The sequence below is a fragment of the Methylocella tundrae genome (genome assembly GCF_901905185.1).
Taxonomy (GTDB): Bacteria; Pseudomonadota; Alphaproteobacteria; order Rhizobiales; family Beijerinckiaceae; genus Methylocapsa; species Methylocapsa tundrae.
The window spans coordinates 18,120-30,902 of record NZ_CABFMQ020000085.1 but is presented as its reverse complement, the minus strand read 5'-3'; the positions used below and the strand labels follow the sequence as shown (position 1 = coordinate 30,902).

General features: G+C 63.1%; 10 protein-coding genes. 8 read left to right on the top strand and 2 right to left on the bottom strand.

Features of this window, described 5'->3' with window-relative positions:
• Positions 1 to 76: 76 nt before the first annotated feature.
• Positions 77 to 1,024, bottom strand: a complete 948-nt coding sequence (locus tag MPC4_RS12055; RefSeq protein WP_174512744.1) for a LysR family transcriptional regulator — start codon at positions 1,022 to 1,024, stop codon at positions 77 to 79.
• 114 nt (positions 1,025 to 1,138) lie between these two features.
• Between MPC4_RS12055 and MPC4_RS12050 the strand changes: the two genes are divergently transcribed.
• The 7 genes from MPC4_RS12050 to cysG all read left to right on the top strand — a co-directional run bounded on the left by MPC4_RS12050 (position 1,139) and on the right by cysG (position 10,841).
• Positions 1,139 to 1,477, top strand: a complete 339-nt coding sequence (locus tag MPC4_RS12050) for a hypothetical protein (RefSeq protein ID WP_174512724.1) — start codon at positions 1,139 to 1,141, stop codon at positions 1,475 to 1,477.
• A gap of 224 nt (positions 1,478 to 1,701) precedes the next feature.
• Complete coding sequence (locus tag MPC4_RS12045; protein ID WP_134493119.1) at positions 1,702 to 2,304, top strand: ANTAR domain-containing response regulator; 603 nt, start codon at positions 1,702 to 1,704, stop codon at positions 2,302 to 2,304.
• On the top strand, positions 2,301 to 3,533 hold the full coding sequence (locus MPC4_RS12040; protein ID WP_174512723.1) for a CmpA/NrtA family ABC transporter substrate-binding protein: 1,233 nt from the start codon (positions 2,301 to 2,303) through the stop codon (positions 3,531 to 3,533). The genes MPC4_RS12045 and MPC4_RS12040 overlap by 4 nt, the downstream gene beginning before the upstream one ends.
• 386 nt (positions 3,534 to 3,919) lie before the next feature.
• Positions 3,920 to 6,370, top strand: coding sequence for a nitrite reductase large subunit NirB (gene nirB / locus MPC4_RS12035; RefSeq protein ID WP_174512722.1), 2,451 nt, complete (start codon positions 3,920 to 3,922; stop codon positions 6,368 to 6,370).
• Between the two features lie 5 nt (positions 6,371 to 6,375).
• Positions 6,376 to 6,705, top strand: a complete 330-nt coding sequence (gene nirD, locus MPC4_RS12030; protein WP_174512721.1) for a nitrite reductase small subunit NirD — start codon at positions 6,376 to 6,378, stop codon at positions 6,703 to 6,705.
• Position 6,706: 1 nt separating this feature from the next.
• Positions 6,707 to 9,379: a nitrate reductase gene (locus MPC4_RS12025; RefSeq protein WP_174512720.1), complete on the top strand. Its 2,673-nt coding sequence runs from the start codon at positions 6,707 to 6,709 to the stop codon at positions 9,377 to 9,379.
• Positions 9,351 to 10,841, top strand: a complete 1,491-nt coding sequence (cysG, locus tag MPC4_RS12020) for a siroheme synthase CysG (RefSeq protein ID WP_174512718.1) — start codon at positions 9,351 to 9,353, stop codon at positions 10,839 to 10,841. Before MPC4_RS12025 ends, cysG begins: the two co-directional genes overlap by 29 nt.
• Before the next feature lie 97 nt (positions 10,842 to 10,938).
• Here the strand turns inward: cysG and MPC4_RS12015 are convergent, their stop codons facing one another.
• Positions 10,939 to 11,133, bottom strand: coding sequence for a hypothetical protein (locus tag MPC4_RS12015; protein WP_174512717.1), 195 nt, complete (start codon positions 11,131 to 11,133; stop codon positions 10,939 to 10,941).
• Positions 11,134 to 11,637: 504 nt separating this feature from the next.
• Between MPC4_RS12015 and MPC4_RS12010 the strand changes: the two genes are divergently transcribed.
• On the top strand, positions 11,638 to 12,237 hold the full coding sequence (locus MPC4_RS12010) for a HupE/UreJ family protein (protein ID WP_174512743.1): 600 nt from the start codon (positions 11,638 to 11,640) through the stop codon (positions 12,235 to 12,237).
• Positions 12,238 to 12,783 lie beyond the last annotated feature (546 nt).

The following is a 12,783-nucleotide window of genomic DNA, read 5'->3' as shown; positions in this document are numbered from 1 at the left end:
TGTTTTCCGCGAATGCGGCTACAGGCGGCGCCGCGGCGCCATGCGCCTGGCTGGGGCCATCGCCGCCTCAAAAGCGTCAGGCCGCGCCTTGATCTTTCGCCGACTCGACCGCGAGACGCCCGACGGTCTGGCGCAGCCACATATGCGCTGGATCGTGATCATACGAGGCGTGCCAAAGCAGGGAGATGGATATTTCCGGCAGTTCTACCGGCGGTGGGCTGAGCGTCAGGCCGAGGGTTTCGGCGAAGAAACGCGCCAGACGCGCATGCATGGTTGTGACCACCGGCGCGCCGCGCACAAGGAACGGCACCGCGATGAAGCGCGGCGTCGTCAGGACGATTGTGCGCTTGAGCCCGAGCTTTGAAAGCGCGTCGTCCACGACCCCATGCTCGCCGGGCCGCAGGCTCGTCAGCACATGCGGCAGCCGGACGTAATCGTCGAGCGAGATCGGCGGCGACAGTCCCACCAGCGCGGCGTTGAACATGCATAAATATGTTTCGGTGAAGAGCGGCCGTTGCTTATGGTGCGTCTGCCCTTCCGCGAATGAACCGATCCCGAACGCGATGTCGAGGCGGTCGGCGTCGAGATTGTCGAGGATCTGCGACGAGTCGATGCTATGCAGCCGCAGCCTGACGCCCGGCGCCGTTTTGCAAAGATAGGCGAGGAGCGCGGGGCCGATGAGCACTTCGACGCTATCCGGCAGCCCGATGCGAAACACGCGATCGGCGGTGCGTGGATCAAAGGACTGCTCCCGCGACACCAGCGCCTCGATTTGGGAGAGCGCGACCCGCACAGGATCGATGAGTCCGAGAGCGCGGGGCGTCGGGCGCATGCCGTCCGGCGCGCGCGTCAGGAGTTCGTCGCCAAACAGCGCGCGAAGACGCGCGAGATTGTGGCTCATCGCCGATTGTCCAATGCCGATGCGCGCGGCGGCGCGGGTGACGCTGCGCTCCGAAAGCAGCGCGTCGAGGGCGACAAGCAGATTAAGATCGAGGCGCGCTAAATTACTATAATCGATGGCCATCATTGATCCGATCCATTTGACTAATGATGTGGCGGATAGCATCTGTCTGTCAACGGCGGATGTCCGGGTTTTGAGCCCGGCGCCAAGCAAAATCAGATGATGAAGGATTTGATCATGAACTTTTATCGAACACTCGCAGCGGCCGCGTTTGCGCTTGCCTCTCTCAGCGCAGTCGAGGCCGAGGGACTAAAACCGATCCAGAGCCAGGCCATCGATCTCGGCGGTTTGTCCGGCGTCGCCTACTACACGGTGGAGCGCGATGGTTTCCACGTCGTCGCCACGCTTGCGCAGGATGGCGAGGACGGAGCGCCGGTGCGCGTCGAGAGCGTGCTCGCGCCCGGCCAGAGCGTCACTTTCTCGACGCCTCGCGGCGCCGGCGCCCAGGCCGAAGCCGTCGAGATCAGCCGGTGGAACGACCACGTGCTCGTGCACAAGACGGCGCTCTCAAACTAGGCCCCGCACCGGTCGGCATGTGCAAAGATAGCGATAGGGACGCCGGACAAGGCGTCCCTTTTGCCGTGACGCCTGCCGGTGGCGGCGCCAGCGTCGGTTATCGGCCTCCGGCCAGGCCGTTGACGGCAATAGACCCGCTTCAGGTCCATTCTGTCCCAGGGTCAAAGGGTGCGATTTATAACTTGCGGCATTGCGCAAATCATCAGCTTGCGCAAAATCTGGCGATGGCATCGAAATTTCTTCGCATTCTGGTTATCGACGCGAATCGCATTCGCGCCTCGATCATAGAGGCCGGCCTGCGTGAAGCGGGCCATGACAATGTGACGGTCATTCATGACATCGACGGGATTGCGAGGCGGATCGCCGAGATCAATCCCGACGTCATCGTCATCGACCTCGAAAATCCCAATCGGGACATGCTGGAGAACATGTTCCAGCTCTCGCGCGCCGTGAAACGGCCGATCGCCATGTTCGTGGACCGCTCCGATCACGCGGAGATAGAGGCGGCTGTCGACGCCGGCGTGTCCGCCTATGTGGTCGACGGTCTTAAGCAGGAACGCGTCAAGCCGATCCTTCACATGGCGATCAGCCGGTTCAACGCTTTTTCCCGCCTCACTCGCGAACTCGAGGAAGCCCGCAGCGAGCTTGAAGACCGCAAGCTGATCGAGCGCGCCAAGGGAATCCTCATCAAGTCAAATGGACTGTCGGAGGAGGCGGCCTATGCGCTCTTGCGAAAGACCGCGATGAACCAGAACCGCAAGATGGTGGAGATCGCCCAAAGCCTTGTGACCGCCGCGGCGCTGCTCGGACCCGGAGAGAAACCATGAGCCAGGCTCATCAAATCACGGCTGGTTTCATGCCTTTGCTCGACAGCGCGCTCCTTGTCGCGGCAAAAGAGAAGGGTTTTGCTGCGGCGGAAGGCGTCGATTTGGTCCTCATGCGCGAAACGTCATGGGCGAACATCCGCGATCGTCTGGCCGTCGGCCATTTTCAGGTGGCGCACATGCTGGCGCCGATGCCGATCGCCAGCAATCTCGGATTAACGCCGCTCGCCTCACGCACGATAGCGCCCATGGCGCTTGGCCTTGGAGGCAACGCCGTCACGGTTTCGAATACGCTTTGGAGGGCTATGGAAGCGCATGGCGCAAGAGCCGATCTTGATCCAATGTCATCCGGCCTCGCGCTGAAGGCGGTGCTGGCGGGCCGAGCGGCGAAGGGTCTCGCGCCGTTACGCTTCGCCGTCGTTCATCCGCACTCGGGGCACAATTACGAGTTGCGCTACTGGCTTGCGGCCTGTGGCGTCGAGCCCGATCGCGATGTCGAGATCGTCGTCGTGCCGCCGCCGCTGATGCTGGATGCGATCGGCGCCGGCGGCATTGACGGCTATTGCGTCGGCGAGCCGTGGAACACCGCGGCGGACATTCTGGGTTACGGACGCATCGTCACCGTCAAGGCGGCCATCTGGAAGTCCAGCCCCGAAAAGGTTTTGGGCGTTGAGGCGCGCTGGGCGGAGGCCAATCCCGAGGCGCTTGCCGCCTTGCTGCGAGCGCTCTATCAGGCGGCGCGCTGGTGCGGCGACGCGGCAAACCGGGAAGAACTGGCCTCGCTGATCGCCGGTCCCGCCTTTCTTGCGAGGCCGGCGGACTGGATGACGCCCGCGCTCTCAGGCCGCATTCGCGCTGGCGGCGACATCCTGGCCGTGGATGATTTTTTCATTCCGTTCGCAAAGGCCGCGACCTTTCCCTGGAAAAGCCATGCGCTCTGGTTCTACACGCAGATGGTGCGCTGGGGACAGGTGAGCCACGACAAGTCCAAAGAGGCGGTCGCGCGGGAGACCTACCGTCCCGACCTTTACCGCTCGGCGCTGAAGCCGCTCGGAGTGGCGCTGCCCGGGGCGAACGCAAAGGTTGAGGGGGCGCTCGGAGCAGCCACCCCGGTCGGCTCGGCGGGCGCGAGCCTGACGCTCGGCCCCGATGGCTTCTTTGACGGCGGCCTGTTCGATCCCGACGAGATCGACGCTTACATTTCCGCTCAAAGTCGCGCCGCTATCCGCTGATCGTCGGGACGGCAATGTCCTGCTGTCCAGATTTTGTGCGCCCGCGAAGTGCAGAATGCCAGTTATTTGACCGGAGCCTACGACCGCGATTCGTGGGCCACTATGGCGCCTTCTGATTTCATTGTGGATTCGCCCGTCCCTGTATATTGGCCCGGTTCTTGCCAGCATAGTGGGCGAGGCTGAATAGGCCGCGAGATACGGCGTCCAATGGCGGGCGCACCATAAGCAAAGCTGCTGATCGGGCAATCTCAATCCGGGACTCACGGATTGCGAAGGCTTGGCCGGCGGCTTTTTTTTATTTTTCGGCACAGGGCCGCAAGGCCCGCCGCCGGCGCAGATCACGGCTGTGACTGCATCAGACACTGAATTGCAAAGGCATCGAACGCATGACCGAGAAACTCGTCATCATCGGCAACGGCATGGCGCCCGGCAGAATGCTGGAGCATCTCCTCGAAAGGGAGCCGGACCGCTACCAGATCACCATTTTCAACGCCGAGCCGCGCGTCAATTACGACCGCATCATGCTCTCGCCGGTGCTTTCCGGAGAGAAGGACTATGAGCAGATCATCATCCACGGCGACGGCTGGTACATCAAGAACAACATCACCCTCTACAAGGGCCACAAGATCGTCGCCATCGACCGTGCGGCAAAGACAGTCGTGTCGGACCACGGCGCAATCGAAGCCTACGACAAGCTGGTGATCGCCACCGGCTCGACGCCCATGATCCTGCCGGTTCCAGGCCATGGCCTTCCGGGCGTGCTTACCTATCGCGATCTCGACGACGTCAACGCCATGTTGCTTGCCGCGCAGTCGCGCGACACGGCGGTCGTCATCGGCGGCGGTCTTCTTGGTCTCGAGGCCGCAGCCGGTCTCGCGGCCCGCGGCATGGATGTCACGGTTCTCCATCTGATGCCGACCCTGATGGAGCGCCAGCTTGATCCCGCGGCGGGCTATCTGTTGCAACGCGCCGTCGAGGAGCGCGGTATCAAGGTCATCACCAGGGCCAACACAAAGGCCATTCTCGGCAAGGAAAGGGTGGAGGCCGTCGAACTCGCCGATGGCTCCATCATTCCGGCGACGCTCGTCGTTATGGCTGCGGGCATCCGGCCCAATTCGGGTCTCGCGAGAGACGCCGGCCTTGAGATCAATCGCGGGATATTGGTCGACGCCGGCATGCGCGCCTCAGACCCGGATATCCTCGCCATCGGCGAGTGCGCTGAAGTTGGCGGCCATGTCTACGGCCTCGTCGCGCCGCTCTATGAAATGGCGCGGGTCGCGGCGGCGCGTCTTTGTGGAGATGAAACGGCGGCCTTCGTTCACAACGATACGCCAACAAAGCTTAAGGTCACCGGGATCGAACTGTTCTCCCTTGGCGATTTCGCCGATGGGGATGACCGGGAGGAAATCGTTCTGCGCGACGCCGCCGCCGGCGTCTACAAGCGCCTGATGATCAAGGACAACTGCGTCATCGGCGCTGTGTTGTTCGGCGAGACGTCCGATGGCGCCTGGTTCAACGACCTCAAGAAGAAAGAGGTCGATATTTCCGAAATGCGCGACACGTTGATTTTCGGCCAGGCCTATCAGGGGGGCTCCCCCCTGGACCCTATGGCGGCCGTTGCAGCCTTGCCGGATGATGCGGAAATCTGCGGCTGCAACGGCGTGTCCAAAAGCAAAATCACCGGCGCGATTATCACGAAGGGGCTGACGTCGCTGGATGACGTCCGCGCCCACACAAAGGCGTCCGCCTCCTGCGGTTCCTGCACGGGCCTCGTCGAACAGCTCATGAAGCTGACGCTTGGCGACGCCTACAATCCCGCAGCCGCGCAGCCGCTGTGCGGCTGCACGACGCTCGGCCATGACGATGTGCGCCGGCTCATAAAGGCCAAAAGGCTGAAGACCATTCCAGCCGTCATGCAGGAACTCGAATGGAAGACATCCTGCGGCTGCGCCAAATGCCGGCCCGCGCTGAATTACTATCTCGTCTGCGACTGGCCGGACGAATATGCTGATGACTATCAATCCCGTTTCATCAACGAGCGCGTCCACGCCAACATCCAGAAGGACGGAACCTATTCGGTGGTGCCGCGCATGTGGGGCGGCGTCACGAGCGCCAAGGAGCTGCGCGCGATCGCCGACGTTGTTGACAAGTTCGCGATTCCGACGGTGAAGGTGACCGGGGGGCAGCGCATCGACATGCTGGGCATAAAAAAGGAAGATTTGCCCGCCGTGTGGGCGGACCTCGGAACGGCCGGGTTCGTGTCGGGCCACGCCTACGCCAAGGGGCTCCGCACCGTGAAGACATGCGTCGGGTCGGACTGGTGCCGCTTCGGCACGCAGGATTCGACTGGCTTTGGCATTCGCATCGAAAGATTCATGTGGGGCTCATGGACGCCCGCCAAAGTCAAAATGGCGGTGTCCGGCTGTCCGCGCAATTGCGCGGAAGCAACCTGCAAGGATGTAGGCGTGATTTGCGTCGACTCGGGCTATGAGATTCATTTCGCTGGGGCGGCGGGTCTGGACATCAAGGGCACGGAGGTGCTGGGCCTGGTGAGGACCGAGGATGAAGCGTTGGAAGTGATTGTCGCGCTCGTCCAGATGTATCGTGAGCAGGGGCGCTATCTCGAGCGCATCTACAAATGGGCCAAGCGGGTCGGCGTCGCGGAAATAAGGCTGCAGATCCTCGACGATCTGGAGCGGCGCAAAACCTACTTCGATCGTTTCGTCTTCTCCCAGAAATTCGCGCAGGTCGATCCGTGGTCTGAGCGCGTCTCGGGCAAGGATAAGCACGAGTTCCGGCCGATGGCGACCGTCGCCCTGGCGCAAGCGGCGGAGTGAAGAGGATGAACTGGATCGCCATTGGATCGCCAGCCGACATTCCTCTGCGCGGCGCCCGCTGCGTGGTGACGCCTAAAGGCAGGGTCGCCGTGTTTCGCACGGCCGAGGAGCAATTCTTCGCCGTGGAGGATCGTTGCCCGCACAAGGGGGGCCCGCTCAGCCAGGGAATCGTGCATGGGGCGGCTGTGACCTGCCCGCTGCACGGCTGGGTCATTTCGCTGGAGACGGGCCGGGCGCTCGGCGCCGATGAGGGCGCGGTGCGGACGATCCCGCTCAAACTCGAAGGCGACCGTCTTTTTCTCGCGCTCGACGCGCTCGCGATTGAGGCCGCGTGAAATGGCGGAGGTGACAGATGCGCGCGTGGTCAACACCACGTGCCCCTACTGCGGGGTAGGATGCGGCGTGAAGGCCGAGATCGCCCCGGATGGAAACGTCAGCGTTCGCGGAGATGGCGAACATCCAGCCAACTTCGGGCGCCTATGCTCCAAGGGGTCGGCTCTCAACGAGACGATCGATCTCGAAGGACGCTTGCTGCATCCGCACATAGGCGCGCGCCGCGCGAGTTGGAACGATGCGCTCGATCTCGTGGCTTCGACATTTTCCCGAACCATCGCGGAGCATGGCCCGGAGTCGGTGGCGTTCTACGTGTCGGGCCAGCTTTTGACGGAGGACTATTATGTCGCCAACAAGCTGATGAAAGGCTTCATCGGCTCGGCCAACATCGACACCAATTCGCGTCTCTGCATGGCCTCTTCCGTCGCAGGCCACCGTAGAGCCTTTGGCGCGGATATAGTGCCTGGAACATATGCGGATCTCGAACTCGCAGATCTCATTGTGCTGGTGGGGTCGAATCTCGCCTGGTGCCACCCTGTGCTTTACCAGCGGATCGCCGCCGCCAAGGAAAAGCGGCCCGAAATGCGCGTCGTGCTCGTCGATCCGCGCCGCACGATGACCGCCGACCTCGCCGATTTTCATCTGCCGATCCGCGCCGACGGCGACGGCGCGTTGTTCGCCGGCCTCCTCGGCTGGCTTGCGGACCACGAGGCGGTGGATCGCGACTATGTCGCCGCGCATACCACAGGCTTCGGCGCGGCGCTGGCGGCGGCCCGGTCAGTATGTCTCGACGAGATTGCCGAACAGACCGGCCTTCAGGCGGACGAGCTCACCAGCTTCTATGCGCTCTTCGCCGGCGCCTCGAAGGTCGTCACCGTATACAGCCAGGGCGTCAACCAGTCGTCGACCGGAACGGACAAGGTCAACGCCATCATCAACTGTCATCTGGCGACCGGGCGGATAGGTAGGCCGGGAATGGGGCCGTTTTCCGTCACGGGCCAGCCCAACGCGATGGGCGGCCGCGAGGTCGGCGGCCTCGCCAACATGCTCGCCGCTCACATGGAGATCGAGAATCCCGATCATCGTGACCGCGTGCAGCGCTTCTGGCGCTCGCCCTTTATTGCCGATCGGCCGGGATTGAAGGCGGTCGATTTATTCCGCGCCGTCGCCGACGGACGCATCAAGGCGCTCTGGATCATGGCGACCAATCCCGTCGATTCTTTGCCTGAGGCCGCATCCATCGAGGCCGCTTTAAAAGCATGCCCCTTCGTCGTGGTTTCCGATGTGCTGACGCAGACCGATACGATTCGCCACGCTCATGTCAGGCTGCCCGCCGCGGCCTGGGGCGAGAAAGATGGGACCGTCACCAACTCGGAGCGCCGCATTTCGCGCCAGCGCGCCTTCCTGCCGCTCCCCGGCGAGGCGCGGCCCGATTGGCGGATCATCTGCGATGTGGCGCAGCGGATGGGTTTCGCCAATGCCTTCTCCTACGCGTCGCCGGCCGAAATTTTCCGTGAGCATGCCGCTTTGTCCGCGTTCGAGAATGGCGGGACGCGCGCCTTCGACATCGGCGCCCTTGCCGGAATTGACTTGGCGCATTTCGACGGGATGGGACCGTTTCAATGGCCGCTTCCGGACGCGGATGCGCCCGCGGAAACCCGCTTCTTCGGCGATGGCCAATTTTTCACCCCTGACCGCAAGGCGCGTTTCGTCGCGATCAGCGCAATCGCCGATACGCGAACGAGCAGGGACTTCCCGCTGATCTTGAACACCGGCCGCGTGCGCGACCATTGGCATACGATGACGCGCACGGGAAAGAGCGCCCGTCTTTCGCAGCATCTCGCCGAACCCTTCGTTGAAATCCACCCGGAAGATGCGGCTCGCTATGGCATTGTGGACGCCGACATCGTCCGCGTTTCGACCATGGGCCATGCAATCCTCGTCCGCGCCCTGTTGTCCACCAGGCAGGCGCGTGGATCCGTCTTTGTTCCGATTCATTGGACCGATCAGTTCGCGGCCAGGGCGCGCGTCGACATACTCGTCCCGGGCCTCACCGATCCCCATTCGGGTCAGCCCGCGTCCAAGCACGTTCCTGTTCGGGTTGCGCGCTTCGAGGCCGCTTTATACGGCTTTGCGGTTGTTAATGAGCATCCGCCAATGATTGAAGCCGATTATTGGGCGCTGGCCAAATGCCGCGCTGGCTGGCGCGTCGAATTTGCTTTCGCAAAGGCGGACCGAGACTGGCCGTTATTTGCAGCGAGCCTATTCGGTTGTGCGGCCGGGGCGGATTTTCTCGCCTACAATGACGCGACGGCAGGCCAGCAGCGCTTTGCATGTTTCGACGGTCAGCGCCTCGCGGGAGCGTTGTTTCTCGCCCCTCAACCGGTTGCCGTATCGCGCGACTGGGCCGTCGAGCAATTAAGCGCGGAATTTGCCAGTCAGCGCGCGCGCGTCGCCGTTATCGCCGGCCGTCCCGGGCGCGGCCTCGCCGAGCGGGGCGCCACCGTCTGCTCCTGTTTCGGGGTCGGCGCCAATCAGATCGCCGTCGCCGCCAAGGCAGGCTGCGTCACGGTTGAAGCGATAGGGCAGACCCTGCAGGCAGGCACGAATTGCGGGTCCTGCAGGGCCGAAATCAAGGGGATCATCAATGCATATCGTCTCCAGGCGGCCGAGTGACCGCAGAGCCGCGCGCATGGCGCCATTGTCCGTCCTGCCGGTCTTTTTTAGGCTGCAGGGCAGGCGGGCTGTTGTCGCTGGCGGCTCGGACGCCGTCGCTTGGAAGGCGGAGCTGTTGATCGCGGCTGGCGCTATCGTCCATCTATACGCCCCAACCGAAACGCTCGGAGAGGCGTTCGCGCGTCTCCTCGCAGGCGAAGGGAGTGGGGACCGGATCATCCATCGCGACCGAAACTGGGGCGTTGATAGTTTCGCCGGAGCGGCTCTCGCCGTCGCAGGCGCCGAAACGGATGCGCAGGCGTTCCGTGCGGCGGCTCAAACAGCGGGCGTGCCGGTCAATGTCATCGACCAACCGGCTTTATGTGATTTTCAGTTCGGCTCGATCGTGAACCGCTCTCCCGTCGTCGTTGGCGTTTCAACCGATGGCGCGGCGCCGATCCTCGCGCAAGCGATACGCCGGCGAATCGAGACGCTTCTTCCGCAATCCCTGTCCGCGTGGGCGGCGCTCGCACATAAGATGCGCGCTGCGCTCAACGAGCGGCTGCAACCGGGAATGGCGCGCAGGGCATTTTGGGAAGGCTTCGCCGAAAGAGCGTTCGGGCCCGCGCCGACGAAAGAGGATGAGACCGCGCTCATGGGACAATCTGAACGATTCGCGGCCGTCAAAGCCCGGCGGATGGGACAAGTCACGCTGGTCGGCGCCGGGCCGGGCGATGCGGAGCTCCTGACGCTCAAAGCCGTTCGCGCGCTACAATCCGCTGATGTGATCCTTTTCGACGATCTCATTTCCGACGAGGTGCTGGAGCTTGCCCGTCGCGAAGCGAAGCGCATCCTCGTGGGAAAACGAGGCGGACGCCCAAGTTGCCGTCAGGATGACATCAACGAGCTGATGGTGAAGCTGGCGAAAGCCGGCAAGCGGGTGGTGCGCCTGAAATCGGGCGACCCGTTGATTTTCGGCCGCGCCGGCGAGGAGATCGCGCGGCTCGAAGCGGAAGGCGTTCCGGTCGACATAGTGCCCGGCATCACTTCAGCATTCGCCATGGCGGCCGCTCTTGGCGTATCCCTGACCCATCGCGACTACGCGAAATCCGTCCGCTTCGTCACCGGCCATTCGCGCAAGGGGGGATTGCCAGAGGACCTCGACTGGAATGCGGTGGCGGACCGTTCGACGACGACGATCTTCTACATGGGAGGCCGCACCGCCGGACCGATTGCCGACAGACTCATGGCGCGAGGCCTCGCCGCCACGACGCCGGTTGCCGTGGCGTCGGCCGTCAGCCGGCCCGGACAGCGCATATGGATTTGTACGCTAGAAACTCTTTCTTCGACAATGGAAGCGGTCGCAGAAGCTGATCCCGTCATTATCGGCGTCGGAGCGGCATTTGGAAGCGGAGGAAAAGATACGGCGGACGCGAACGGCTTTTTGCTTGGCTCAGCTCTGAAAACAGCCTTGCTCTCATGAATGCAGCAAGGCGCGCCGCGCCCGTCGCAAATTTGAGTTCGTTTATGTGTTGCGGCGGCCTCGAGAAACTGCGGCGCCGGCAGGCCAAAAGCGACGTTTAGCCTAGCAAATTCTTTTCGACATCATCCAACGCCTTCCGCATTGCGCCGAGGATCAGTTTATCAGCGGCATTTTGATCTACGTCCGGCACATCCCAGTCGAATATCGCGCGATATTTCTCGACCAGATCTTTCACGTCAGAGGTGAGTTGAGCGCGATGCCTATCTAATTCCACCTGTTCGATCTCTGCCACTCTATTCTCCTTAATGTTCAAATGGCGTCCCCGCGGTCATTCTGGTTTCGACGCGGAGAGCCAAGCGCCCGATCCAGCCTCGAAGGCGAGCGGACCTCCGCAAATGTGGCGCCCCCGGTCTGTCCCGACAACTGGTTTCGGCAATGGCCTTCCTAAAGCGAACGGAAATTCGCCGCCGGCGCGAGGCGGAGGTCGCGGCAGCCGGGCCGCCGCGGCGGCAAACGCTCTTGAGGACCGCCCGTCGCGCTGGCGACCCTCACATTCGGAAGTGGCGCATAAGATGCATGAAATGGCGGTTTGCGAGAGCCTGAGGGAGGCCATTGAAGATGCCGGGCGCACCCAGAACTTCTCCCGCGTCACATGCGATCGAAGCCATGCGAAGCCGCGCAGGCGCGCCATGGAAACCTGTTTCGGAGGGGAACGCATCGTCGACATGCTCGTCGGCGATCAACCGCCCCGGATCTGCTGAATGAATAGTTGAGCCATAAGGAGAGTCTCTTGATGATACGTTCCCTGTTCCGCACCACATGGGTTGCCGCCGCGCTCGCGCTCGCGCCCTCTCTGGCTTTCGCCCACACGGGCGTCGGCGATACTCACGGCTTCGTGCAGGGCTTCCTGCATCCCGTGACAGGCATCGATCACGTGCTCGCGATGGCGACGGTTGGCGTCTTTGCCTGGCAGCTCGGCGGCCGCGCGCTATGGCTGGTCCCGGCCAGCTTTGTCATCGTCATGGCGCTCGGCGGAGCGATCGGAATGGCCGGAGTTGGTCTGCCCTTCGTGGAGTTTGGCATCGCGCTTTCCGTCATCGTGCTTGGCGCAATGGTGGCGCTCGGCGTCAAGGCGCCGCTCGCGGCGGCCGTCGGCCTCGTCGGGCTTTTCGCCATCTTCCACGGCCATGCGCATGGCGCGGAAATGCCTGAGAACGCCGCGGGGCTCGCTTATGGCCTGGGCTTCGTGCTCGCAACCGCTCTTTTGCATCTTGCCGGCGTCGGGCTTGGCTTCGCCACCGGGCGCCTCGGCGACACGAAGGGGCCGGTATGGTTGCGCGGCGCGGGGGCGGCGGTCTGCATCAGCGGCTTCGCCCTGGCGCTCGGCGCCCTCTGAACGGATTTTCAGGCCCGGGCGTCACGCCGCCCGGACCGTCTACGCAGATGTTGCTTGAAAGGGGCGCTCGCGCGCTCGCGCCCGTGCCAGCAGGATCGGCTCAGCAACCGATGGGCTATCATCTGCTGAGGGAACAAAAGTTGGCGCGACCGGAACTGCTCGAAATCGAAGTGTTGAGCGCGTTCTGATCGGACAGGCCGATCAGCCTCATCGGCATATCCTGTAGCTGTCGCAAATTCCGTCTCCGAGGAGCCGCCGCGGGCGGCGAAATCCGGGGACGGCGGGGCGTCTTGAGTCGCCATAGGGCGCCCTCGATCGTCGCCTCCACGCGAAGGGCGCCACAGCCTTCCCGGTGCGATCTATCCTCTGTGCGCCACAACTGGCGGCAAGAGCGTCGTCTGCCTCCCCACGCGATCAGAGCAGAGCACAGATCTTCGCGTAGCCGGTCCAGCCGGCGCTTCGGGGCTACAGGCAAGAGTGGGCGCTGCCTGTCCTGTAGGCGGTTGAAGAATGCGAGACATCGTTCCCGATTTGTCACGCTCACGA